The following is a 24,327-nucleotide window of genomic DNA, read 5'->3' on the forward strand; positions in this document are numbered from 1 at the left end:
AGTCCCGCCCGCCAGGTAGAATGCACGGAACGTGCCAGTTCTTCGCCAGAAATTCGCAGAATTTGCTGCTTCCTCCACCCGGCCGGGCAAATCTCCCGCAAATTCACCGGAAAAGCCAGCCCAATTTGTCCCTGATGTGGATTTTGTCTCGATTTTTTCTTTTTTGTCGATTTCGCTAACATGCCGACGTCATTGCGGAATTCGAAGTTTCCATGATCAAGAAAGGTGCAAATGCACAATATATGAACTTTACGCCTTGCCTATTTTTGCGCCGCTAGGTTTGCGCTGAGAATTCTGCTTTAACGGCATGCATGACAGTGCAATCGGCAGAAATCCTTTTGAGCCCCTCGGCCATGGCCCGCGTCGATGCGGCAGCGGCATTAGGCATGGATAGCTATGGGCTGATGCTGCGCTCCGGCGAGGCGGTCGCGGCAGCCGCCTTGCGGCTCTTCCCGGGCGCCTTGCGCTTCGTCGTCTTGTGTGGCCCCGGCAACAATGGCGGTGATGGTTATGTCGCGGCCGCCGCCCTCGCGCGTGCGGGCGCATCCGTCACTGTCCACCATCTCGGCGATCCGTCTTTGCTCACGGGTGATGCCGCGCATGCGCATGCCGACGCATCCTTGTCCTCGACGCCTTTGCAGGCCTACATGCCGCATCCCGGTGATGTCGTCATCGACGCCCTGTTCGGTGCGGGCCTTGCCCGTAACGTGTCCAGGGATGTGAGCGACAGCGTCGAACGCGTGGCGGCGGCAGGCTTGCCGGTCTTGGCCATTGATCTGCCGTCCGGTCTCGATGGGATGACGGGTTTGGTTCGCGGTGCGGCCTTCCAGGCGACCAACACGGTTACCTTCATGACCCGCAAGCCAGGGCATCTGCTGCTGCCCGGCCGTACATTGTGTGGTGCGATCGAGGTCTTCGATATCGGCATTCCCCACCGGCTGATTGCCGCTGAAGCCGAGCGCCTCTGGGTCAATGGCCCGCCGCTCTGGCAAAACCACCAGGTGCCGCCGGCCGCCGGCGACCACAAATACCGACGCGGTCATCTCACCGTCTTTTCCGGTGGCGCAACTGCAACCGGTGCGGCGCGGCTGTCGGCCACGGCAGGTTTGAAAGCCGGGGCAGGGCTCGTCACCTTCGCGTCGCCGAAGAATGCACTGTCTATCAATGCCGCCCACCTGACGGCAATCATGCTGCATGAGATCAATGACACGCCCGATCTTGAACGCTACCTGGAGGACACGCGCCGCGCGACATTCGTGCTAGGCCCCGGTTTTGGCAATCTCTCCCTTGCCCGCGCCTATGCGCTGGCCCTTGGTTCTGCGGGTCGCGCGGTGGTTCTCGACGCCGATGGCATCACCGCATTTCGCAACGACGCCCGATCCCTGCACAATGCGTTTGCTCAAAATGGGCCGCGTCTTGTCGTCACCCCACACGAGGGGGAGTTTGCCCGGCTGTTTCCCGAGATTTACGAAATGCCTGCCGGCAAGGTCGAGAAAGCCCGAGCGGCCGCCAGCGAACTGGGCGGGATCGTCGTCTACAAGGGCGCCGACACTGTGATCGCCGCTCCGGACGGCCGTGCCGCGATCAACGAAACTGCGCCGCCGCAACTGGCAACGGCCGGGTCCGGCGACGTGCTGGCCGGCATCATCGCTGCACTGATCGGGCAGGGCCTGCCGGTTTTCGAGGCGGCTTGCGCCGGCGTGTATCTGCATGGCGAGGCGGCGTCTCGAGCCGGGTCAGGGATGACTGCGGAAGATCTGGCCGCCGCTGTTGGCCCCCTAGAGTAGCCGGCTGCCGCGCAACAGGCCTTCGCCTTCCAGCAACGGGTAGCCGATCGATATGAACAGCGAATTGATCTCCTTCAGGTCCCGCATCGTGTCGATATGCAGCGAACTGGATTCGAAACTCGCCGCATTGCCCTGACGCAGGCGCTGCAGATGTTGCTCCTCGCTGGCCTTGACCAGTTGCCGAACGACCTCCTTGCGCGCCACGAGCTGGCGGGCATATTCGACATTGCGGTTGACCAGCAGGTTGAACGCCAGATGGGCGTTTTGCACCACTTCGTGATGCATGGCACACAACTCAGCCCAGCCTTCGGCCGAAAATGCCGCGTTGCGCTCATGTTTCTTGCGTGCCCGGGTCAGCATGTTCTGCGAAATGATGTCGGCCGCTTGCTCGATCTTGATCGTCGCGCCAAGCAGGTTCTGACATTGCTCGGCCGAATGTTCGTCCAATGCCGTTTGCGATATGCGCGCCAGATAGAACTTGATGTCGCGGTGGATCGTGTCGATCCGGTCGTCGAGCGCCTCGATCCGCTGGGTCTTTTTTGCATCCCAATTCTCGTAGAGCTCGAAAATGCTGTTCAGCATGATCTCCGTCTTGTCGCAGACGGTCAGCACTTCACGCGTGGCATTGCTGATCGCCTGCTGCGGATGCACAAGGTCGGCAGAGTTCAGCGCGGACAGTCGGTCGTCATTGGCTGGTTGTCCGGCAGTCGGCGCCAGAAACCGTTCCAGCAGTCGGGCCACGACCGCGGCAAAGGGCAGTCCGAGCACGAGAACGGCGCCATTCATCGCCAGATGCGCCATGACGACGGCATCACCCGGCTGGCTGGCCAGCATTTCAGGGCTGATTTGGAAGATGAACTGCAGGGCGAGCGCCATCAGCGTCATCAGGCCGCGAATAACCACATTGCCGAGCGGCACGACACGGGCACTGGCCTCTGCGTTCTTGGTCAGCAGCGCTGCAATCACCGCCGCGCCAAAATTGATCCCCAGCACCAGCGGGATGATCAAGGCGTCCGGCAGCAGATGTTTGTCGGCCAGCGACGCGACAAGCAGCACCGCCGCAACGCTCGAATGGAATGACCAGGCCAGCAATGCGGCGAGCAGGAAGGCGCTGATCCAGTCGCTTGCCAGATAATTGAACAGAACGGGCAGGATCTGGCTGCTGCGCAGCGGATCCGATGCCTGGCCGATCAGTTTCAGCGACAGCAGCAAAAGGCCAAGCCCGAACAGGATCCGGCCCAGTTGCCGCCAGTGGCGTTCTTCCGAGGCGCGAAAGGCGATCGTGCCGAGCAGCAACAAAATCGGGACCAACAGCGACAGGTCATAGCGCAGGATGCGCACGACAAAGGCCGAACCGAAATCGGCACCCAGCAAGGTCGCAATGCCGATTGCCGACGTCACATAGCCTGCTGCGGTGAACGAGGCGATGATCAGAGCGACGGCGGTTGCACTCTGCAACGCCACGGCAAACAGGAAGCCGGCAAAGGCTGCCGAAAACCGGTTGCCGACCGCCAGCCGCAGCTTGTCCTTCAACACGCCGCCATAGGCCCGCTCGATGCCGGTCCGCACCATGCGCGTCGCCCAGAGCAGGAGCGCGACCGCGCCCGCCAGATTGATGAAGACTGCTGTGCCTGACATGCAAACGCCCCGTGACCGGATCGGAATCATGAGGCGCGGTCCGCATATCCCCATGGCCATACACTGTCGACCATTTCCTGAAGGATGACGGCGACTCTGCGACCGAGCCTAGTCCAGATTCGCCAATGTCACAATTTGCATATGAATACGGGCATTGTGTATTTATGCGACCAATGATTGCATCTTGCGCGCCGCATTGGGCGCATTGACCTTGCCGCCGGTGATGAAGAAGGCAAAGACCTCGCGTGGCTCCGCTTTGATCTTGCGCTCGGGTGCAATTTTCGGCAGGTCATTCGGCATGCCGCCGGCCGCATAGATCTTCAATCGTTCAGCCCAGGCATCAAGCTCTTCCGGTGGATAGCAGGTCGCAATGTCATCGCTGCCTTTCTGCAGCCGCGCATAGACGAAACCCGTCGTCGGGTCGGCAAACATCGGATAGTCGTGATGGTCGGCGCAGACGGCCGCGACATCGTATTTCGCCAGAAGCTCGATGAATTCCGGCACCTGGAACGACGCGTGCCGCGGTTCGACAACGTGTCGCAGCGGCAATCCGTCCAGGGTCTTCGGCAGCAATGTCAGGAACGCTTCGAAATCCTCCGGCTCGAATTTCTTCGTGCCCATGAACTGCCAGAGGATCGGCCCGAGATGGGGCCCAAGCTCTGCAATCCCTTGGTTGAGAAACTTGCCCACTGATTCGCCGGCCTCGGCTAATACCTTGCGATTGGTGCAGAACCGGCTCGCCTTCAGCGAGAAGACAAAATTCTCCGGCACGTCCGACGCCCATTTGGCAAATGTCGCCGGCTTCTGGCTGGAATAATAGGTGCCGTTCACCTCGATCGCCGTCAGTTCGCGGCTGGCAAATTCCAGTTGCCTCTTCTTGGCAAGTTTTTCGGGATAGAACGTGCCCTCCCAGGGCTCGAACGTCCAGCCGCCGATGCCGGTGCGGATAGTGCCGGATTGGGTCATCAAATACCTCCCATTGAAGTTAGCTAAGCAATTAGCTAGTTTGAAGATGTTGCCATGGAGCGAGCGATGACGGTTGTCACCATTCACAAGGCCAAAACGGAACTTTCAAAACTCCTTGCCCGCGTTGAGGCCGGAGAGGAAATTGTCATTGCACGCGGTGATGAGCCGGTTGCGAAACTGGTGCCCCTGACAGCGGCCGACAGGAAAAATCCGCCACGAAAGGCCGGTGCATTGGCACATTTGCGGGGTAAGATCCCCTCGGACCTGTTTCTTGAGCCGATGCCGGATGACGATCTGGCCGCCTGGGAAGGCAAATATTCGTTCCCCGGCGACAACGGCCAATGAAATATCTGCTCGACACACACGCACTGGTCTGGTGGCTTATGGATGATCCTCGTCTGAGCGCTGCGGCACGCACGGCTCTCACCAACGGCGACAATGAGATCGCCGCCAGCGCAGTCTCCGCTTTCGAAATCGCAACCAAGCATCGCCTCGGCAAGTGGCCAGAGGTGGGCACGCTCTGCGCCGATTTCGTCACATATGTCATGGCTGAACGTTTCGTCCTGCTCCCGGTGGAACCATCCCACGCTCTCCTTGCCGGCCAACTGACCGGAGATCATAAAGATCCCTTCGATCGCCTGCTCGCCGCACAGTCGAAACTTGAAAACCTCACGCTTGTCACCGCCGACAAGGCATTCAACGTCTTCGACGTCGAATGCCTCTGGTAAGCGCCGCCTTCACTCCGCCGCCTGCACCTTTTTCATCGGCCGCCGCTCCAGCAATTCCTTCAGGAACTGCCCGGTATAGGACTTGTCGACCTTCACCACCTCTTCCGGTGTCCCTTGGGCAACGATTTCACCGCCGCCGTCACCACCTTCCGGGCCGAAGTCGATGATATAGTCGGCCGTCTTGATCACCTCGAGATTGTGCTCGATGACCACGACCGAATTGCCCTGGTTGACCAGTTCCTGCAGCATTTCCAGAAGTTTGGCGACATCGTGGAAATGCAGGCCGGTGGTCGGCTCGTCGAGAATGTAAAGCGTGCGCCCGGTCGATTTCTTCGACAGTTCCTTGGCCAGCTTGACGCGCTGCGCCTCGCCGCCCGACAGTGTGTTCGCCTGCTGACCGACCTTGATATAGCCGAGGCCGACATCGAACAGCGCCTGCAGCTTGTCGCGCACCGCCGGAACCGCCTGGAAGAATTCGACGCCTTCCTCGACTGTCATATCGAGCACGTCGGCGATCGACTTGGTCTTGAAATGCACGTCGAGCGTTTCGCGATTGTAGCGCTTGCCGTGGCAGACGTCGCAAGTGACATAGACGTCCGGCAGGAAGTGCATCTCGATCTTGATCACGCCGTCGCCCTGGCAGGCCTCGCAGCGGCCGCCCTTGACGTTGAACGAGAAACGGCCCGGCTGATAGCCGCGCGCCTTCGCCTCCGGCAGACCGGCAAACCAGTCGCGGATCGGCGTGAACGCGCCGGTATAGGTCGCAGGGTTCGAACGCGGCGTACGCCCGATCGGCGATTGGTCGATGTCGATCACCTTGTCGATGAATTCGAAGCCGTCGATCCGCTCGTGTTCTGCCGGATTCTCGCGCGCCCCCATGACGCGACGGGCCGCCGCCTTGTACAGCGTCTCGATCAGGAAGGTCGATTTACCGCCGCCCGACACACCGGTGACGGCGGTAAAGACGCCGAGCGGGATCGCAGCCGTCACGTTTTTCAGGTTGTTGCCCTTGGCGCCGACCACCTTGATCTGCTGGCCCTTCTTCGGCTTGCGCCGCTGTTCGGGCACCTTCACCCCGAGCTCGCCGGTCAGGTATTTGCCAGTCAGCGATTTGGGGCTCGCCATGATATCCTTCGGCGAACCTTTCGCGATCACCTGGCCGCCGTGAATGCCGGCAGCCGGTCCGATATCGACGACATAATCGGCGGTCAGGATCGCATCCTCGTCATGCTCGACCACGATCACCGTATTACCGATATCGCGCAGATGTTTCAGCGTCTCGAGCAGACGCGCATTGTCGCGCTGGTGCAGCCCGATCGACGGCTCGTCGAGCACGTAAAGCACGCCGGTCAGGCCGGACCCGATCTGCGAGGCCAGACGAATGCGCTGGCTTTCGCCACCCGACAATGTGCCGGAATTGCGCGACAGGCTCAAATAGTCGAGACCGACATCGTTGAGGAAGCGCAGCCGCTCGCGGATCTCTTTCAGGATGCGAACCGCGATCTCGTTCTGCTTGTCGGTCAGCTTGCCCGGCAGAACTTCGAACCAGGCGCCGGCATTGCGGATCGCCATGTCGGTGACCTGGCCGATATGCAACCCGTTGATCTTGACCGCCAGCGCCTCCGGCTTCAAACGGAAGCCTTTGCATGCGGGGCAGGGGGCTGCCGACATGTAACGCTCGATCTCTTCGCGCGCCCAGGCGCTGTCGGTTTCCTTCCAGCGCCGTTCGAGATTGGGCACGATGCCTTCGAAGGTCTTGGTCGTGGTGTAGGAACGGGCGCCATCGGCATAATGGAAATCGATCTTGTCCTCGGTGCCGTGCAGGATCGCCTTCTGCGCCGCTTCCGGCAGGTCGGCCCATTTGGCGGTCAGCTTGAAACCGAAGGCCTTGCCCAGCGCTTCCAGAGTCTGGTTGTAATAGGGCGAGGCGGATTTGGCCCAGGGCGCGATCGCGCCGTCGTTCAGCTTGCGCTGCGTCTCGGGAATGATCAGCGCTTCATCGATCTTCTGCTGACTGCCCAGGCCGTCACAGGTCGGGCAGGCGCCGAACGGGTTGTTGAACGAGAACAGCCGCGGTTCGATCTCCGGAATGGTGAAACCGGACACCGGGCAGGCGAACTTTTCCGAAAACAGCACGCGTTCATGGGTTTCGTTCAGCGATTTGTTCGCCGAGCCGCCCGCAGACGTCTCTCCCGGCGGCAGCGGCTTGTCGGCAAATTCGGCAACCGCCAAGCCATCGGCAAGCCTGAGGCAGGTCTCCAGACTGTCGGCCAGGCGGCTGGCAATGTCCGGACGGACGACGACGCGGTCTACCACCACGTCGATGTCATGCTTGTATTTCTTGTCGAGCGTCGGTGCGTCGGCGATTTCGTAAAACTGACCATCGATCTTGACGCGCTGGAAGCCCTTCTTCATCAGTTCGGCGAGTTCCTTCTTATACTCGCCCTTTCGTCCGCGGATCATCGGCGCCAGGATGAACAGACGCGTGCCTTCCTCATAGGCCAGCACCCGGTCGACCATCTGGCTGACCGTCTGGCTTTCGATCGGCAGGCCGGTCGCCGGCGAATAGGGCACGCCGACGCGGGCAAACAGCAGGCGCATATAGTCATAGATCTCAGTGACCGTGCCGACCGTCGAGCGCGGATTGCGCGAGGTCGTCTTCTGCTCGATCGAGATCGCCGGTGACAGGCCTTCGATCTGGTCGACATCCGGTTTCTGCATCATCTCGAGGAACTGCCGGGCATAGGCCGACAGGCTCTCGACATAACGCCGTTGCCCTTCCGCATAGATCGTGTCGAAGGCGAGCGACGACTTGCCGGAGCCCGACAGACCGGTCATCACGATCAGGCTGTTGCGCGGCAGGTCGAGGTCGATGCCCTTGAGATTGTGCTCGCGGGCGCCGCGGATGGAGATGGTCTTCAGTTCGGACATGGCTATTGGCTCGGATCGGACGGTGGACAGGAGATCCCGGGAGGAGGACTGTCCTTATGTAGTCTAACAACGGCGAGTGTCGAGCACTTGCCGCCATTGCGGGATGACAATTCGATTCTGTTGACAGCATCCTAGCGAAAGAATAGAACAAATAAAGAACATTTTTTCTTTGTGGATGACGGATTGTCCACGCCCCATCGTTCCCCTGGAATGGGATAAGGTGGGAACCAATTGGATTTTGAACGCCGCGGCGGCGCGGCAGTAAGGTGAGTGTCATGGCTGGTAGCGTCAACAAGGTCATCCTGATCGGCAATCTCGGTGCCGACCCTGAAATCCGCCGGACTCAGGACGGACGGCCGATTGCCAACCTGAGAATTGCCACATCGGAAACCTGGCGCGACAAGAACAGCGGCGAGCGCAAGGAAAAGACCGAATGGCACACGGTCGTCATCTTTAACGAGGGCCTGTGCAAGGTTGCCGAGCAGTATCTGAAGAAGGGTTCGACGGTTTACATCGAGGGCGCGTTGCAGACCCGCAAATGGCAGGACCAGAACGGCCAGGACCGTTATTCGACCGAAGTTGTCTTGCAGGGCTTCAATTCGACTCTGACCATGATCGGTGGTCGCGGCGATAACGCCGGCGGCGGTGCATCGCGCGGCGGCGATTTTGGTGGTTCAGGCGGTGGTTATGACGATTACGGTTCGGCCCCGGCGCCTTCGGCGCCGCGTGGCGGCGGCTCGGCCGGTCGTGGTTCCAGTGCCCCGTCGGGCGGCTTTTCGCGCGACCTGGATGACGACATCCCGTTCTGATGCCCGTCAACGCTGTGCATTGCGAGACAGTCTGAAGTCTCATGGGCGATGAATGATAACAGCCACCCGCAATTGCTTACGGGTGGTTTTGTGTTGTCGACCGCAGGGTTCCGTTGTGCTGCGTCAGGCGGCGAGCCCGGCGGACGGCGTGCAGGCCTCGCAGATCGCCTCAATATGGCGATGGTCCGTGCCGCAGCAGCCCCCGAGGATCCGGAAGCCTGGAAAATTCCGCCGCAATGCCCGGTAACGACGCCCGAGATCGGCCGGATCGCCGATATCGAGTGTCTCGCTTTCATCCAGCTCGGCATGGCTCTTGGCAGAGGCATTGGCCCTGAGGCCATGGATGCGCCGGACCCAGGATGCGCTGGAGGCCAGCGCCTGCTCGAAATGCGTCGGGTGGGCGCAATTGACCATGTAGTAGACCGGCCCGCCATTGGTGGCTTCGTCGGTCCGCTCGATCGCTTCCTGCAGGCTGGTGCCGTTCAACAGATGCCCGTCGGTTTCGACCGTGAACGACATCACACATGGGATCCCGTGCTCCAAAGCGGCAAGCGCTATGCCGCTTGCCTCTTCCACCGTGTTGATCGTCATCGCCGAGACCATGTCGGCCGCAGATTGCGCAAAGGTGGCGACCTGGTCGGCATGATAGTCATGCGCCTCCGTCACACTGGTCTGGCCGTTCTTGTAGGCATCGCCCCGTGGCCCGATGATGCCGCTGATCACCACCGGCGTGGCGCGCGTCTCCCACCGGTTCCGGCAGGCTGCGGCGAAGTCCACGGCGCGCATGTTGAGGGCGTGCAGGGCCTTGCGGTCATAGCCGAGCTTCTGGCCCCAATCTGCATTGGCTCGCCATGTCGGCGTGTCGAGGATGAAGCCGACGCCGCGCTGTTGCGCCAGCAGGATATAGGGCTCGATATAACTGAGCAGTTCGCTACGGCCATCGTCGCTGTCGAGCAGTGGGAAGGCGGCGAAATGCGGCAGTTCCATGCCGCGGTGAAAGACGAATGTGGTCTCCATGCCGCCATCCGTCAGGAAGTCGCCGCCGACAAGCTGCGGCAGTTGCTGTCTGTACTTTGCCATGATGTGTCTCCGATGATAAAATCGATCCGCGACGGCACGATTTGGCACCGTCGATGACGTCAATTCTCGCAAATCAGTGCAATTGAGTTCCAGTGATCTTGTGGTGCGGCTCAGCCGTCTGGCTGGGAAGCATCGTTATTTCAACGGCTTGCATCATCTTGCGTATCTGGCAACCTCTAACTGGCGCTGCATGTCGTGAGGAAAACCGGACCATAGGTACAGATCTTGGACAGGCAGGAGAGCCGAAAGGGCGCCGCAACACGCGAGCGCATTCTGGAGATCGCGCAACACGCCGTGCTGTCGAAGGGTTTTGCCGCGACCTCGATCGAGGAGGTGATCGCCGAAGCGGGCATCACCAAGAGCGGTTTCTTCTATCACTTCAGGGACAAGAACGAACTCGCCCATGAGATGCTGCGCCGCTACAGTGCCGAGAACGAGCAGATCTTCGACGACATATTCGCACGCGGCGCGGAATTGAGCGACGATCCGCTCGAAGCCTTCCTGATCGGTTTGAAACTCCTGGCCGAACTGATGAAGGATCTGCCAAGCGTGCATCCGGGATGCCTGATTTCCGCGATCTGCTATCAGGAACGCCTGTTCGACCGGGAGGTCCGCGACCTCAGCGCCCAGACCGTGATGTCGTGGAATGCCCGCTTCCTCGGTTATCTGGAGCGGATCTCGACGCTACACCCGCTCAGTGCCAATGTCGAGTTGGCCGACCTTGCCGCCATGCTTTCCTGCATCATCGACGGGGGCATCATCATGTCGAAGGTTCTCCACCAGCCGGACGTGCTGGAGCGTCAGGTGCTCGCCTACCGGGCTTTCGTCAAGGCGGCGTTCAGCCGCTCGGCCACACTGAGTGCCAGATAGACCAGGCTCCCGCACAGGCAGCGCGTTTCCTTTTGGAGCGGGCGGCGGATCTGCCCTCAATCTTCGAGGTCTTTGCGCAGGCGTTGGAGATCCGCATCGATCGGTAATGCTTTTTCGGCGCGCGACAGCGCCAATGCGGCCTGGCACCGGGCAGCCGCGCGGAAGTCTCCGCTTCCCATTCGGCTCAATGAGGCTAGGCATTTCTGCAGGCGCAGCTGCACCTCGACCTGCGCTGCACCGTCGCGCGCAATCGTCATGAAGGCGTCTTCGAAAAGATCGTCTGAGCGCAGCGGCGGAACGAATATGCGCGGAAACGCAGGTTTGCTGGTCTTTGCCGGCTCCGCCCAGCGGCTCAGCAGACGGGTCGAGCGACCAATGACGTCGATCGCCGTGCCGGGATCGTTGACGGCGGGCGACAGAGCCCGTTGGGCTGTTTCGCTCATGACGACGAGACCGAAGCGCGGATCCTGTTCGAAACTTCTCTCGGTGCCGACGGTGATTGCCGCTCTCAACGCCGCCGCTGGATCGTTGTTATCCTTCGTATCTGCAGCCGGCGCCAGCCACGAAGCGACCGGGCTGTCTTCATAGACGAAAGCGCCCGGATTGACCGCAAGGTAAATGTCGCGGTCCACGCGTTCTGCCAGCAAGGACAGGGCTTTGATATCAATGTGTTGAATGTAACCGATCACCCCAGCGGTGATGTCAGTAGCTTGGTGCAGGACATCCGTGTCGACCTGATCCAGAGATCTGCCCCCGAGATAGGGATTTTGGCGCCGTGCCTCGATCGCGTTCGCTGCGGCCTCCTCGATCCGGCCTGTCGTCTCGCTGACGCGGCCCAGCTTGGTCAAATGGTCGATCCAGCGAAGCAGTTGGAAAACGATCAAGGCGATCACACCAATCGTGATCAAGAAGAGGATGACACGCCCGCGGTCGCCATATGCGCCTGTTTTCAGAACGACGATCCCGACCATGCCATAGAGGAACGAACCAAGAAAGGTCGAAAGCACGTTTTGTGTCAGCCGGTCCTCGATCAAGAGGGTAGTGGCGCGAGGGGTGACATTGCTGGTCGCGGAAGCATAGGCCGAAGTCATGGCACTGAGCGAAAACGTCGTCACGGCGAGCATGCTCGACGCAATGATGGTCAATATGCTGTCGACCGAGTCCGCATTGATAGAGCCCGGCATCTCGAAGGGTACGAAGCGCTCCACCACGGCAGCCAGGACTGCCGCAACGATACCTAAGGCGCCGATCGCCGTTGCCCTCAGCCATAACCGCCGAGAAAGGCGTTTGATGAAGAAGGCCCAGCGTGTCGTCGCGGTCTGTGTCATACCGTATCCTTACGAATATCTAAGCGCCAAACGCAGACTTCACCCCATCGACGACAAACTGCACCGACAGCGCCGCCAGAAGCACGCCGAGAAGCCGTGTCAGCAGTGCCCGTCCGGTGACGCCGAGGAAGCGGTTCAGCCGCTCGGCCACGCTGAGTGCCAGATAGACGAGGCCGAGAACCACGGCGATCACGCCGATCAATTGCGCCTTGCCCATCAGGTCGTTCATCGTGCCGGCGATCAGCACGGTCGCCGAAATTGCGCCCGGTCCGGCGATCAACGGGATGGCCAGCGGAAACACCGCGAGATTATGGATATGATCCTTGGTGATCGCGTCGTCGGTGGTCTTTTCCTTGCGTTCGTTGCGGCGCTCGAAAATCATCTCAAAGGCGATGGCAAACAACATCAACCCGCCGGCGATGCGAAATGCCCCCATCGAGATTCCGAGCGCGCCAAGAATGGTGGCGCCGAACAGGGCAAACACGGTCAGGATGGCAAAACCCATCACGGAGCCGCGCACTGCAACCTGCCGGCGCTGGGCCTTGTTCATGCCGACGGTGAGGCCAAGGAACAGCGGTGCCAGACCCGGCGGATCGACGGTGACGAGCAGCGTCGTAAAGGCGGCAATCATCGCGTCGGCGCTGGCCATATCATGGATCTCCCTCTGTCAGCCTGCATTTAGAAGCAAGCGGCGCTGTGTTGGCAAGGCAAGCATCAAGATATTGGCGTAATTGCCTTTCCAGCGGCGCAAAAGCCTGTTTATAACGCTGTTGGAAATTGGCGCTTTCGCGCCTGTTCCGCTATAAAATCCCCAGTGATTCCGAAAAAAGATCGTGACCTGATTTGACTGAGCAAAGCACTCCCGGCGGCGGCAAGTTCCCGCAAGGCATCGAGCCTATTTCCATCATGGAGGAAATGCAGCGGTCCTATCTCGATTACGCGATGAGCGTGATCGTGAGCCGCGCGCTTCCCGATGTTCGTGACGGGCTCAAGCCCGTGCATCGGCGCATCCTGTTTGGCATGAACGAACTCGGCCTCGACTGGAACAAGAAATACGTCAAGAGCGCCCGCGTTACCGGTGACGTGATGGGTAAGTACCATCCGCACGGCGACTCGGCGATCTATGATGCGCTCGCCCGCATGGCGCAGGACTGGTCGCTGCGCATGCCGCTGATCGACGGTCAGGGCAATTTCGGCTCGATCGATGGCGATCCACCGGCAGCCCAGCGTTACACCGAGTGCCGGCTGCAGAAGGTGGCGCATGCGCTGCTCGACGATCTCGACAAGGAAACGGTCGACTTCCGTGACAACTACGACGGCACCATGTCGGAGCCGGTTGTCGTCCCGGCCAAGTTCCCGAACCTGCTCGTCAATGGCGCCGGCGGCATCGCGGTCGGCATGGCGACCAATATTCCGCCGCACAACTTGGTCGAAGTGATCGACGGCTGCATTGCGCTGATCGAAAACCCGGCTATCGAACTGCCGGAACTGATGCAGATCATCCCCGGGCCGGATTTTCCGACCGGTGCCCTGATCCTCGGTCGTTCCGGCATCCGGTCGGCCTATGAGACCGGCCGCGGCTCGGTGATCATGCGTGGCGTCGCCCGTGTCGAGCCGATGCGTGGCGACCGCGAGCAGATCATCATTACCGAGGTTCCCTATCAGGTGAACAAGTCGACGATGATCGAGAAGATGGCCGAACTGGTGCGCGAAAAGCGCATCGAAGGCATCTCCGACCTGCGCGACGAATCCGACCGCCAGGGCTACCGCGTCGTCATTGAGCTGAAGCGCGACGCCAATGCCGACGTCATCCTCAATCAGCTCTATCGCTATACCCCGCTGCAGACCTCCTTCGGCTGCAATATGGTGGCGCTGAATGGCGGCAAGCCGGAACAGTTGACGCTGCTCGACATGCTGCGCGCCTTCGTCGCATTCCGCGAAGACGTCGTCAGCCGCCGCACCAAGTTCCTCCTGCGCAAGGCGCGTGACCGTGCGCATGTCTTGGTCGGCCTGGCGATTGCTGTTGCCAATATCGACGAGGTCATCGCGCTAATTCGCAGGGCACCCGATCCGGCAACCGCGCGTGAACAGCTTATGACGCGCCGCTGGCCCGCCAAGGACGTCGAATCGCTGATCCGACTGATCGACGATCCGCGTCACCGGATCAACGAGGACTTGACCTACAACCTGTCCGAAGAGCAGGCGCGCGCCATTCTCGAGCTGCGTCTGGCCCGCCTGACCGCTCTCGGCCGCGATGAAATCGATGAGGAACTCAACAAGATCGGCACGGAAATCGCCGATTATCTCGACATCCTGTCATCGCGCATCCGCATCCAGACGATCGTCAAGGACGAGCTGGCTGCCGTGCGCGACGAATTTGGCACTCCGCGTCGCAGTGTCATCATGGACGGCGGTCCGGATATGGACGACGAGGACCTGATTGCCCGTGAGGACATGGTCGTCACCGTATCGCATGCCGGCTATATCAAGCGCGTTCCGCTGGCCACCTATCGCGCCCAGCGTCGCGGCGGCAAGGGTCGCTCCGGCATGGCGATGAAGGACGAGGATTTCGCAACCCGCCTGTTTGTCGCCAACACCCATACGCCGGTGCTGTTCTTCTCCTCGCGCGGTATCGTCTACAAGGAAAAGGTCTGGCGCCTGCCGATCGGCACACCGACCTCACGCGGCAAGGCGATGATCAACATGTTCCCGCTGGAGCCCGGCGAGCGCATCACCTCGATCATGCCGTTGCCCGAGGACGAGACGAGCTGGGAAAACCTCGACGTCATGTTCTCGACGACGCGCGGCACCGTGCGCCGCAACAAGCTCTCCGACTTCATCCAGGTCAACCGCAACGGCAAGATCGCGATGAAGCTCGAGGAAGAGGGCGACGAGATCCTCTCGGTCGAAACCTGTACCGAACTTGACGACGTACTGATGACCACGGCGCTTGGCCAAGCCATCCGCTTCTCGGTCGATGACGTGCGTGTCTTTGCCGGCCGCAACTCGATCGGTGTCCGTGGTATTTCACTTGCATCCGGCGACCGGATCATCTCGATGACCATTCTCGGCCATGTCGACGTCGAGCCGTGGCAGCGTGCAGCCTATCTCAAGCGTTCGGCGGTCGAGCGTCGCGCCATGGGCGTTGATGAAGATGATATCGCGCTCGTTGGCGAAGAGGTCGTTGAAGAAGGCGAACTTCAGGAAGCCGACTATCAGATGATGAAGGCGCGCGAGCAGTTCGTCCTGACCGTGTCGCAAAAGGGGTATGGCAAGCGTTCGTCGTCCTACGACTTCCGCATTTCCGGCCGTGGCGGCAAGGGGATCCGTGCCACCGACACCTCGAAGACCAGTGAGATCGGCGAACTCGTTGCTGCCTTCCCGGTCGAAGACAAGGACCAGCTGATGCTGGTCTCGGACGGAGGGCAGCTGATCCGCGTGCCGGTCGATGGTATCCGCATCGCCAGCCGCGCCACCAAGGGAGTGACCATCTTCTCGACCGCCAAGGATGAGAAGGTTGTCTCCGTCGAGCGCATCAGCGAGCCGGAAGGTGACGACGATGCAGTCGGAGGCACCGGCGAAGGCGCCGGAGAAGGCGTTGTAGGCGAAGAAGTAGCCGGTGTGAACGAGGCCAATGAGGCCGAGATCAAGGCAGGCCCGGACACCTCTGAGCCGACAGCCGACTAGGCTCGAACCTGTCCGGCCCCGTTCAGCGGGGTCGGAAATATGCGCAGCGCCAATAGCCTGACATGAAAAAGCCCGCCGGACGATTGTCCTGGCGGGCTTTTTGACTGGAGGTCTGGCATCAAGTTTTTGCGGCTTCTGATGCCCGCGTGTGGATCCACGGGCCGGCCGTTCATATTGAGCTTAGAAGGCCTTGCGGCGCTCCATCATGGCCCGGAAATCTTCGTTTTCGCGCTTCAGCGCCGTGACCGTCGAAGCCACGGAGGCAACGAACATACCACTGATAAGAGCGGCAAGAACCGTGAGGGTGGCGAACATGGTCTTCCTTTCTGTTTCAGCGACGTTTCGTATTTAGCGGCGAAGTTTTGATGTCCGATTAATGACCGAAGCTATGGTAGCGGGCAGTCATCGGCGGGCCGTAATACTTGGCGTCTTTGCTATCGTTGACATAGAAGGTTGCGGAAGTCGCAACCATGGCAGTCATCATCATCATCCAAACCAGGTTGATCAGGGTAACTTTGTCATGCATGGCTCTCGTCCTTCGTATTCCGTAATAATGTTCACGATCAGGAATGGTTCCTGCGCAGTGTAGAAAAGTGTTTAACGAACCGCGCCTGAAGTGCGCTTGAACGTGCTGTTCATCTGGCGTTCATCTTCATGGTCATCTGGAACAGTCTCCAGATAGGTCCGTGCGACGGCAATGCCGATTTCCACCATGAGCGAAGCAAGTACGGCGGAGGTGACAAGTAGGGCGAGCATCGGTTGACCTTTATCTGCCAGGTGCTGTTTAACAATGATGCCGTTTTACCAAGCCTGACCTGACCCGGCCTTGAATACGCCATTCATCCGCCATTCACCTGTCCAGCGAGGACAGCATCGAGGAGACGGCGTCTTGGCGATCGGCACGGGAGATCGACTTGCCATCGGCGTGGCAAATCGCTTGCGGTGAACCGCCTTCCATGACAAAAGGCGGTCGAAAACAATGATCGGGATGTCATGACAACGGCATTTTATCCAGGCTCATTCGATCCAATGACCAATGGTCATCTCGATGTAATCGTCCAGGCGCTCAATGTCGCCGGCAAAGTTATCGTCGCCATCGGCATCCATCCCGGCAAGACGCCGCTCTTTACCTATGAGGAGCGCGCAGACTTGATCCGGCAGGCGCTGATGCAAACCTTGCCGGGCCGGGCAGGGGATATCGATGTCGTTGCTTTTGACGGTCTCGCTGTCGATGCCGCCCGCAGCCACGGTGCGCGCCTTTTGGTGCGCGGCCTGCGTGACGGCACCGATTTCGACTATGAGATGCAGCTCGCCGGTATGAATGGCCATATGGCACCCGAGTTGCAGACCGTTTTCCTGCCCGCCGGAACGGCGTCGCGGCCCATTACCGCCACATTGGTCCGGCAGATCGCCGCCATGGGTGGCGATGTGAGCGCCTTTGTGCCGGCCGCTGTTCTTGCAGCCCTCAAATCCAGACACGGGCGTTAAGCCCCAGACATGACCGGAGTGACCATGAAGCTCGTCCATCTCGCAACCGCATTTTTTCTCGCCGTCGCCGGCTTCGGCACCGCACAGGCCCAGTCGAACGACGATTTCCTCACCATCCAGTTGAAAGATGGCCCGGTCGTGATCCAGCTGATGCCGGACGTTGCGCCCAAGCATGTCGCGCAGATCAAGGAACTGGCCAAGAAGGGCGAATATGACAATGTCGCCTTCCACCGCGTCATCGAGGGCTTCATGGCCCAGACCGGTGACGTGCAGTTCGGTGACATGGAAAACGGTTTTGACGGTTCGCGCGCCGGCACCGGCGGCTCCAGCATGCCTGACCTGCCGGCCGAATTTTCCAGCGTGCCGTTCGAGCGCGGCACGATCGGCATGGCCCGCAGCCAGGATCCGAATTCCGCCAACTCGCAGTTCTTCATCATGTTTGCCGAAGGTGGCTTCCTCAACGGCCAGTACACCGTCGTCGGCAAGGTTGTCGCCGGCATGGATGCCGTTGACAAGATCAAGCGCGGCGAAGGCGGCAATGGCGAAGTCTCGAACCCCGACCGCATGGTGAAGGTCACCGTCGGTCGCAACTGATAATCGGGCAATCGCCCCACAATAAGGAGAAAGCCTATGGCCGAGATCAAGGATCCGGAAAACACCATCATCATGGAAACGACCAAGGGTAAGGTCGTGATCTCGCTGTTCCCGGACCTGGCGCCAGGCCACGTTGCCCGGATCAAGGAACTGTCGCGCGAAGGCGCCTATGACGGCGTGGTTTTCCACCGCGTCATCGAGGACTTCATGGCCCAGACCGGCGACGTCCAGTACGGCAAGCAGGGCGGTGCGGACTTCAACCCGGGTCGTGCCGGCATGGGCGGATCGTCCAAGCCCGACCTGAAGGCTGAATTCTCGGCCACCAACCACACCCGCGGCACCTGCTCGATGGCCCGTTCGCAGAACCCGAACTCCGCCAACTCGCAGTTCTTCATCTGCTTCACCGATGCACCGTGGCTGAACAAGCAATATACTGCCTGGGGCCAGGTCATCGAGGGCATGGACGTCGTCGACACGATCAAGCGCGGCGAGCCGGTTCGCGATCCGGACTCGATCGTCTCGATGAAGGTCGCTGCCGACGCCTGAGGCATCGTCTCGCAGGAACCCGCCTCGGCGCCTTGCGCCCGGGCGGGTTTTCGCATTTTAAGACGCATGGCAAAGCGAGGTGGCAGGGATAGCCCGACACCGCAAGACAACAGATAGACCGATCAGTATGCGTGTAGACCTTTTCGACTTCGATCTGCCGGACGACAATATCGCGCTGCGGCCGGCAAGCCCGCGCGACCATGCCCGTTTCCTGATCGTCAGGCCGGAAGCCGAACCCTTGCTGGAAGACCGTCAGGTTTTCGATCTGCCATCATTTCTCCAGCCGGGCGATGCACTGGTCTTCAACGACACCAAGGTCATTCCAGCCCAGCTCGAGGGCATCCGGTATCGCGAAGGCGCCGAGGAGATCGCCGTCTCCTGCACGCTGCATATGCGTGTCGGCGCCAGTCGCTGGAAGGCCTTCGCCAAGCCGGGTAAACGCATCAAGGTCGGAGATCGCATGCGCTTCGGTCATCCGGGAAATGCTGCGGGCGAGGGCAGCGCCTGCCTGCTCGGCACGCTGGATGCGACCGTCGCCGAAAAAGGCGAGGCCGGCGAAATCGAGCTCGCCTTCGATCTCTCCGGTCCCGATCTCGACCAGGCGATCGCCACCGTCGGCCATATCCCGCTTCCGCCCTATATAGCCGCCAAGCGGCCGGAAGACGAAAAGGACCGGGCTGACTACCAGACGATCTACGCGCGGGAGGATGGTGCCGTCGCTGCCCCCACCGCCGGTCTCCACTTCACGCCAGACCTGTTTGCAAGATTGGACGCCGCCGGGATCGAACGCCATTTCGTCACCCTGCATGTCGGCGCCGGCACATTCCTGCCGGTCAAGGCCGACGATACGGCCGAGCACAAGATGCACCAGGAAATCGGTCATGTCTCGGCCGGGACGGCCGCGGCCCTCAACGCCGTGCGCGCCCGCGGCAACCGCATCGTCTGCGTCGGCACGACCTCGCTGCGCCTGATCGAGAGTGCGGCGCGTGACGACGGTCACATCCCCGCATGGTCCGGTGCCACCGGCATCTTCATCACACCCGGCTACCGGTTCAAGGCGGTCGACATGCTGATGACCAATTTCCACCTGCCGAAATCGACCCTGTTCATGCTGGTCTCGGCCTTTGCCGGCTTCGAGACCATGCATGCGGCCTATGCCCATGCGATCGAAAATGGCTACCGTTTCTACTCTTATGGCGACTCCAGCCTGCTATTCCGGAAAGACCAATAATTCCATGTCCGATGAAATGTCCGAAAGCGCGCCCGAAACCACGTCCGAGAACTTCACCTTCACCCTGAAGGCGACCAGCGGCAAGGCCCGCCTCGGCGAGATCACCATGCCGCGCGGCACGATCCGCACGCCGGCCTTCATGCCGGTCGGCACCGTCGGTACGGTCAAGGCCATGTATCTCGACCAGGTCAAGGAAGGCGGCGCCGACATCATTCTCGGCAATACCTACCACCTGATGCTGCGCCCCGGCCCGGAACGTGTCGCCCGCCTCGGCGGCCTGCATGAGCTGATCCGCTGGCCAGGCCCGATCCTGACCGATTCAGGTGGCTTCCAGGTCATGTCGCTGTCGGGCCTGCGCAAGCTCGACGAGCAGGGTGTCACCTTCAAGAGCCATGTCGACGGTTCTCTGCATCATATGTCGCCCGAGCGCTCGATCGAGATCCAGGGTTTGCTCGACAGCGATATCCAGATGCAGCTCGACGAATGTGTGGCGCTGCCCAATGAGCCGCGCGAGATCGAGCGCGCCATGGAACTGTCGCTGCGCTGGGCCGAACGTTGCCGTGTCGCCTTCGGCAATCAGCCGGGCAAGGCCATGTTCGGCATCGTCCAGGGCGGCGACCAGCCGGCATTGCGCGTCCGCTCGGCCGAGGGCCTGAAACAGCTCGACCTGAAGGGCTATGCCGTCGGCGGTCTCGCGGTCGGTGAGCCGCAAGCCGTCATGCTGGAAATGCTCGGCATCACGCTGCCGGTCCTGCCGGTTGAAAAGCCGCGTTACCTGATGGGCGTCGGCACGCCGGACGACATGCTGAAATCGGTCGGCGAGGGCATCGATATGTTCGACTGCGTCATGCCGACCCGCTCCGGTCGCCATGGTCTCGCTTTCACCCGCCGCGGCAAGGTCAATATCCGCAACGCCCGCCACGCCGAAGACATCCGCCCGCTCGACGACCAGTCGTCCTGCCCGGCCGCCCGCGATTATTCCCGCGCCTATCTGCACCATCTGGTGCGCTCCAATGAAGCCCTCGGTGGCATGCTGCTATCGTGGAACAACCTGTCCTACTACCAGGAACTGATGCAGGGCATCCGCAAGGCGATCGCCGAGAACCGCTTCGAGGACTTCAAGGCGGAAACCATCGAGATGTGGAACCGCGGTGATATCGACAAGCTCTGACGGTCGGTGGACCGAACGCTGAGCTGATCGCCAGACAGAAGAATGGATCGGGCAGGGCACGCACGCTGTCCGATCACAGCGTCGCTGCCGGAGCGAGAATCCGGTAGCGGGCCGGCAAATTCGCCGCCTAGATTCCTTGGCTACTGGTCTCGCGCATCATGCGCACGCCATTGATGGCAAAATTGCCGCCACGTTGGCGCTTGAGTTCGTAAAACACCGCCCAGTCCTTGCCGTCCGGGGCAGAAATCAGCACTTCCTGAAAGGCAACCGTACCATCCGGCGAAACCTGATTGCGGCCAAAGGCAAAGTTTCCGGGTCGATAGACCGGTTCATAACTCTTCTTCACCATTTCGAAAAACCGTTCGGCGTTGGGAAAGGCCGACTTGATTTCCGGCGACGCAAAGGAATAGGCCGCCGGGATGTCGTTGTTCAAAAACGCGGTGATCTGCTGCGTGATCACCTGCCGCGCCTGATCGGCCGGGTCGCCGGCCGCGAGATCATTGGTATAAGCCAGTCCGGGGTAAAACCCGGCCAGAACAACAAGGGCCACTGCAAATCGACTGCGCATCGTGCTTCCCCTTTTTTAGTCGCCGCGAATGTAGAGGATAGGACGATTTTTCAATTCGAAAAGGGCTTTTGTCATTTATTCGCGCGGCCACGGGCCGAGGAAAGCCACGTTTCCCGCGAAAGTCGTCACTTGACTGGCCCGTCAAAGCTTAGGCCAATCGGCGCGCCGGCTGGCGGCTACGTGCAAATAAACAAATAATAATGTAACAAAACAATGGTTTGATAGTATTTGTTCATGCTGAAATTCAATCCCTGGCGCGCGCAGATGCCAGGGTAATGCTTCGTCTGCCTCGGTGGCGGCACCCAAGCATTCATCAATGCCATCATGATGCCGGTGAAGGGCGACAACAAGCGAGTAGGGGGGCCTTTCAAGCCAAAGAGATGTCCCGCTGCCATCGTGTCAGTGCGTCTGATGTCATACTGGGTTTGAGCCTAGCCGGCACCAGATCGATACTGTCGCCAGGCGCCTCGGCCTCGGATGCTAGAACGATCGGCATGGCACAGGTCGTCAACAATGCACGGATCGAACTGAATTGTTGATTGACGAGCATATTTGAGAAGAAGCGATGTCCAGCTTCCGTTGCCAAAGGCCAATCGAGCAGGACATCGATGACAACGCCGGTGGACCCGTCCGAGAATGGTATCCTGATATCGTGATCGCTCTCGTGAGCCGTGTGCATCAACAGGTTGAGAACGCCAAGGAACTCGTCGAAATTTTCCAGCGACGGTCGCCCGAACGGCGTGATCGGCGCTTGCGCATATGCGTCGGCGAACATCCTTTCCGCTTGACTGCAGAGGCCCGGATCCTTGTACACCATGTCACGGAATGCGGTGACCGGAGCAGCGAACTCCATCGGTGTCACTCTGACGAGGGCCCGTATCCGCTGGATCCAGCCGGCGGTGACAATTGCCTCCTTGGAAAACCCGCCATCGACCTGCGCGTTCACCGTTGCCTGACTTCCATCCATGACATGCGACCTCTGCATCCGTGCTGAGATTGAATCGATTTTCATCCGGGCAAGCAACACCCGGATAGACAATCGCAGCCTAGTGCGGCGCGGCAAAAAATACATCCCTGGATTGAGAGGGGTATCGATGATTTGCCTAGGTCATGGATAATGATCGGCAAACCGCGATGCCGCAATCGGTCCAAAATGGGACAGAACCCAAAAGTGAACAGACAGCGTGGCGATAAGGGTCGCGGCACTGGAGGCAACGGGGCAGACGCGCTGGAAGTCGTTCGACCGAAGAGACTGCCGCACTTCATCCTTGAACCCACCCCACACAAATACCGTGTGGCAGCAAGGTTGAAATGTCCGCGGTGGTGCAAAGTAGAAATGTCCTTTGGTCACCACCGGGCACCACGATCAGCCCCGATCTGAGCGGCAGATCCGCTTGCAAGATCAGATCGGGGCGGGTGGGGCACAGCCCTTCGGCTTTAGCTTTAAGACGATGGACCGACGCCTCACTCCGCGGCGTCCTGCCGCGAGAGCGCCTTCTTCCGTTTTGCAATCACCACCGGATCATTCGTGAAATCCGTTTTCCTGCCCGGCTTTCGACCCCGTGATTGGTAGCCAATCTTCTCGCTGTTGGTCTTGACGACCGGCGGCACCCGTTGGTCCTGGCGCTCCTTGACGTAAGCCAGAATATCACCAAGCCGCTTATTGTCGGTGATTGCCGCATGCGTCACCCGCTGGTCCTTGTCGAATACTGTGTAGGGTAGGGAATAGCCTTTCCAACGCACATCCAGCCGACCATCCGCATAGGCATAGGTCTCGACATAGCGACCAACCAGACCACGCGTCACCTCGGTCTCTTTCAGCATGATCCGCTTGCGTTCAAACGAGAACGTCAGCTGTGTTCCGACATAACGCTGCTCGCGTTTGCACAGGATCTCGGTCAATCGATCCGGCGCCAGATTCAGCGGCCGGTGCAAATCATCAGAACGGGCAGGGACGACCGAAAATCGAGCATTGTACCGGCTCATGAAACTCGACAGAAATGCGTTGCCAGCCGCCATGTTGTCGACCCCGGCGAGTCGCAGTGCCTTGACCAGACGATCCTGCAATGTCCGGTTCATCCGTTCGACACGGCCTTTCGCTTGGCTTGAATTTGCGCAGAGAATCTCGATGTTTAGCTCGCAAAGCGCACGCCCGAACTGGGTCATCGCCTGGCCGCCCTTGGCATCCTTCTTTACCACCCGGAACACCGAATGCTTGTCTGAATAAAACGCAATCGGGGCGCCATGTTCGCGCAGATACAGTGCCAGTGCTTCAAAGTACGAAAACGCACTTTCCGACCGCACAAACTGCAACAGCATCAACTTGCCGGTCGCATCGTCGATGAACACCAATAACGAACATGGATCGCCACGGTCCTCGAACCAACGATGGTCAGAGCCATCAATCTGCACCAACTCGCCGTAAGCCTCGCGACGCAATCTTGGCTGATGAAACGTCCGACGTTGCTTGCGTGACAGCCAGATGCCGGCATCGATCATCCAGCGTCGCAGCGTCTCGCGCGACACACACAATCTCTCCCGCTCAGCCAGCATCTCTGAAGCCAGGGTCGGACCGAAGTCCGCATAACATTCCCGAACCAGGGTCACCGCGTAATCCCGAACGCCGTCGCTGATCCGGTTGTTCGACGGCCGGCCGATCGCCTTGTGTCGGATCGACGCCGCGCCGTACGTGCGCATCCGTTGCAGCACCCGGCGCACCTGGCGCTCGCTCAGGTCAAGCACATGCGCCGCCGAGACCATCGTCATACGGCCAGCCGTTACCTTCGACAAAACCTCAATCCGCTGCAGATCGCGCTCGCTCATCGCTATCAATCCCATCTGCAATCTCCCAGACGTCGTTCAGACGCGGGGAGTGTGACATTCCAACTTTGCAGAAATAGGACAT

At 60.2% G+C, this 24,327-nt stretch carries 23 protein-coding genes; 11 read left to right on the top strand and 12 right to left on the bottom strand.

All coding sequences use genetic code 11. The annotated features are described in order from the left end of the window. The first annotated feature begins 311 nt into the window (after window positions 1-311). The gene (locus LQ231_RS11995) at window positions 312-1,787 is read left to right on the top strand and encodes an NAD(P)H-hydrate dehydratase (RefSeq protein WP_230171478.1); all 1,476 of its coding nucleotides are present in this window, start codon (window positions 312-314) and stop codon (window positions 1,785-1,787) included. Here LQ231_RS11995 and LQ231_RS12000 read toward each other — a convergent pair. Then, a complete protein-coding gene (locus LQ231_RS12000) occupies window positions 1,779-3,425 on the bottom strand; it encodes a Na/Pi cotransporter family protein (protein ID WP_230171479.1) in 1,647 nt (548 codons plus the stop codon). The genes LQ231_RS11995 and LQ231_RS12000 overlap by 9 nt on opposite strands. 162 nt (window positions 3,426-3,587) lie before the next feature. Then, complete coding sequence (locus tag LQ231_RS12005; RefSeq protein ID WP_230171480.1) at window positions 3,588-4,391, bottom strand: DUF72 domain-containing protein; 804 nt, start codon at window positions 4,389-4,391, stop codon at window positions 3,588-3,590. 66 nt (window positions 4,392-4,457) lie between these two features. On the opposite strand from LQ231_RS12005, the gene LQ231_RS12010 reads away from it, so the two are divergent. Both LQ231_RS12010 and LQ231_RS12015 read left to right on the top strand, forming a co-directional pair. Next, entirely contained in the window at window positions 4,458-4,736 is a 279-nt protein-coding gene (locus LQ231_RS12010) for a type II toxin-antitoxin system prevent-host-death family antitoxin (RefSeq protein WP_230171481.1), read from the top strand. Then, window positions 4,733-5,119 (top strand): type II toxin-antitoxin system VapC family toxin, encoded by a 387-nt coding sequence (locus tag LQ231_RS12015; RefSeq protein ID WP_230171482.1) that lies wholly within the window; start codon window positions 4,733-4,735, stop codon window positions 5,117-5,119. The genes LQ231_RS12010 and LQ231_RS12015 overlap by 4 nt, the downstream gene beginning before the upstream one ends. A 9-nt stretch (window positions 5,120-5,128) precedes the next feature. Here LQ231_RS12015 and uvrA read toward each other — a convergent pair whose 3' ends face one another. Next, on the bottom strand, window positions 5,129-8,050 hold the full coding sequence (gene uvrA, locus LQ231_RS12020; RefSeq protein WP_230171483.1) for an excinuclease ABC subunit UvrA: 2,922 nt from the start codon (window positions 8,048-8,050) through the stop codon (window positions 5,129-5,131). Window positions 8,051-8,325: 275 nt separating this feature from the next. On the opposite strand from uvrA, the gene LQ231_RS12025 reads away from it, so the two are divergent. Then, window positions 8,326-8,859, top strand: a complete 534-nt coding sequence (locus LQ231_RS12025) for a single-stranded DNA-binding protein (RefSeq protein ID WP_230171484.1) — start codon at window positions 8,326-8,328, stop codon at window positions 8,857-8,859. Window positions 8,860-8,982: 123 nt separating this feature from the next. On the opposite strand, the gene LQ231_RS12030 is transcribed toward LQ231_RS12025, so the two are convergent. Further along, a complete protein-coding gene (locus LQ231_RS12030) occupies window positions 8,983-9,939 on the bottom strand; it encodes a homocysteine S-methyltransferase family protein (RefSeq protein WP_230171485.1) in 957 nt (318 codons plus the stop codon). Window positions 9,940-10,164: 225 nt separating this feature from the next. Here LQ231_RS12030 and LQ231_RS12035 point away from each other — a divergent pair, with 225 nt between their 5' ends. Continuing rightward, window positions 10,165-10,809, top strand: a complete 645-nt coding sequence (locus tag LQ231_RS12035) for a TetR/AcrR family transcriptional regulator (RefSeq protein WP_230171486.1) — start codon at window positions 10,165-10,167, stop codon at window positions 10,807-10,809. Between the two features lie 56 nt (window positions 10,810-10,865). On the opposite strand, the gene LQ231_RS12040 is transcribed toward LQ231_RS12035, so the two are convergent. Together LQ231_RS12040 and LQ231_RS12045 are read right to left on the bottom strand one after the other, a co-directional pair. Beyond that, window positions 10,866-12,137 carry a DUF2254 domain-containing protein gene (locus LQ231_RS12040; RefSeq protein ID WP_230171487.1) on the bottom strand — a complete coding sequence of 424 codons (1,272 nt, stop codon included), beginning with the start codon at window positions 12,135-12,137 and terminating at the stop codon, window positions 10,866-10,868. Between the two features lie 19 nt (window positions 12,138-12,156). Next, complete coding sequence (locus LQ231_RS12045; protein WP_230171488.1) at window positions 12,157-12,786, bottom strand: MarC family protein; 630 nt, start codon at window positions 12,784-12,786, stop codon at window positions 12,157-12,159. 194 nt (window positions 12,787-12,980) lie between these two features. On the opposite strand from LQ231_RS12045, the gene gyrA reads away from it, so the two are divergent. Next, complete coding sequence (gene gyrA, locus LQ231_RS12050) at window positions 12,981-15,824, top strand: DNA gyrase subunit A (protein WP_230171489.1); 2,844 nt, start codon at window positions 12,981-12,983, stop codon at window positions 15,822-15,824. 180 nt (window positions 15,825-16,004) lie between these two features. Here gyrA and LQ231_RS27205 read toward each other — a convergent pair whose 3' ends face one another. From LQ231_RS27205 to LQ231_RS12060, 3 genes are all read right to left on the bottom strand, one after another. Further along, window positions 16,005-16,139 (bottom strand): hypothetical protein, encoded by a 135-nt coding sequence (locus LQ231_RS27205; protein ID WP_290371353.1) that lies wholly within the window; start codon window positions 16,137-16,139, stop codon window positions 16,005-16,007. 58 nt (window positions 16,140-16,197) lie between these two features. After that, complete coding sequence (locus LQ231_RS12055; RefSeq protein WP_159953079.1) at window positions 16,198-16,350, bottom strand: hypothetical protein; 153 nt, start codon at window positions 16,348-16,350, stop codon at window positions 16,198-16,200. Between the two features lie 71 nt (window positions 16,351-16,421). Continuing rightward, window positions 16,422-16,580, bottom strand: a complete 159-nt coding sequence (locus tag LQ231_RS12060; RefSeq protein WP_230171490.1) for a hypothetical protein — start codon at window positions 16,578-16,580, stop codon at window positions 16,422-16,424. Between the two features lie 237 nt (window positions 16,581-16,817). Between LQ231_RS12060 and coaD the strand changes: the two genes are divergently transcribed. The 5 genes from coaD to tgt all read left to right on the top strand — a co-directional run bounded on the left by coaD (window position 16,818) and on the right by tgt (window position 20,854). Next, window positions 16,818-17,312 (top strand): pantetheine-phosphate adenylyltransferase, encoded by a 495-nt coding sequence (coaD, locus tag LQ231_RS12065; protein ID WP_230171491.1) that lies wholly within the window; start codon window positions 16,818-16,820, stop codon window positions 17,310-17,312. 24 nt (window positions 17,313-17,336) lie between these two features. Beyond that, on the top strand, window positions 17,337-17,906 hold the full coding sequence (locus tag LQ231_RS12070; RefSeq protein WP_113141382.1) for a peptidylprolyl isomerase: 570 nt from the start codon (window positions 17,337-17,339) through the stop codon (window positions 17,904-17,906). A 36-nt stretch (window positions 17,907-17,942) separates the two neighbouring features. Further along, window positions 17,943-18,452 carry a peptidylprolyl isomerase gene (locus LQ231_RS12075; RefSeq protein ID WP_113141383.1) on the top strand — a complete coding sequence of 170 codons (510 nt, stop codon included), beginning with the start codon at window positions 17,943-17,945 and terminating at the stop codon, window positions 18,450-18,452. A 127-nt stretch (window positions 18,453-18,579) separates the two neighbouring features. After that, window positions 18,580-19,683 (top strand): tRNA preQ1(34) S-adenosylmethionine ribosyltransferase-isomerase QueA, encoded by a 1,104-nt coding sequence (gene queA, locus LQ231_RS12080; protein ID WP_230171492.1) that lies wholly within the window; start codon window positions 18,580-18,582, stop codon window positions 19,681-19,683. 16 nt (window positions 19,684-19,699) lie between these two features. Next, on the top strand, window positions 19,700-20,854 hold the full coding sequence (gene tgt, locus LQ231_RS12085; RefSeq protein ID WP_230173322.1) for a tRNA guanosine(34) transglycosylase Tgt: 1,155 nt from the start codon (window positions 19,700-19,702) through the stop codon (window positions 20,852-20,854). Between the two features lie 127 nt (window positions 20,855-20,981). On the opposite strand, the gene LQ231_RS12090 is transcribed toward tgt, so the two are convergent. The 3 genes from LQ231_RS12090 to LQ231_RS12100 form a co-directional block, all read right to left on the bottom strand. Further along, window positions 20,982-21,422, bottom strand: a complete 441-nt coding sequence (locus LQ231_RS12090) for a DUF4864 domain-containing protein (protein ID WP_230171493.1) — start codon at window positions 21,420-21,422, stop codon at window positions 20,982-20,984. Between the two features lie 367 nt (window positions 21,423-21,789). Continuing rightward, window positions 21,790-22,389, bottom strand: coding sequence for a phophatidylserine decarboxylase associated domain-containing protein (locus tag LQ231_RS12095; protein WP_230171494.1), 600 nt, complete (start codon window positions 22,387-22,389; stop codon window positions 21,790-21,792). 497 nt (window positions 22,390-22,886) lie between these two features. Further along, window positions 22,887-24,260, bottom strand: coding sequence for an ISNCY family transposase (locus tag LQ231_RS12100; RefSeq protein WP_230171495.1), 1,374 nt, complete (start codon window positions 24,258-24,260; stop codon window positions 22,887-22,889). Between the last annotated feature and the right edge of the window lie 67 nt (window positions 24,261-24,327).

Origin of the sequence: Rhizobium sp. CECT 9324 (assembly GCF_918741265.1) — a bacterium.
Lineage (GTDB): Bacteria > Pseudomonadota > Alphaproteobacteria > Rhizobiales > Rhizobiaceae > Allorhizobium.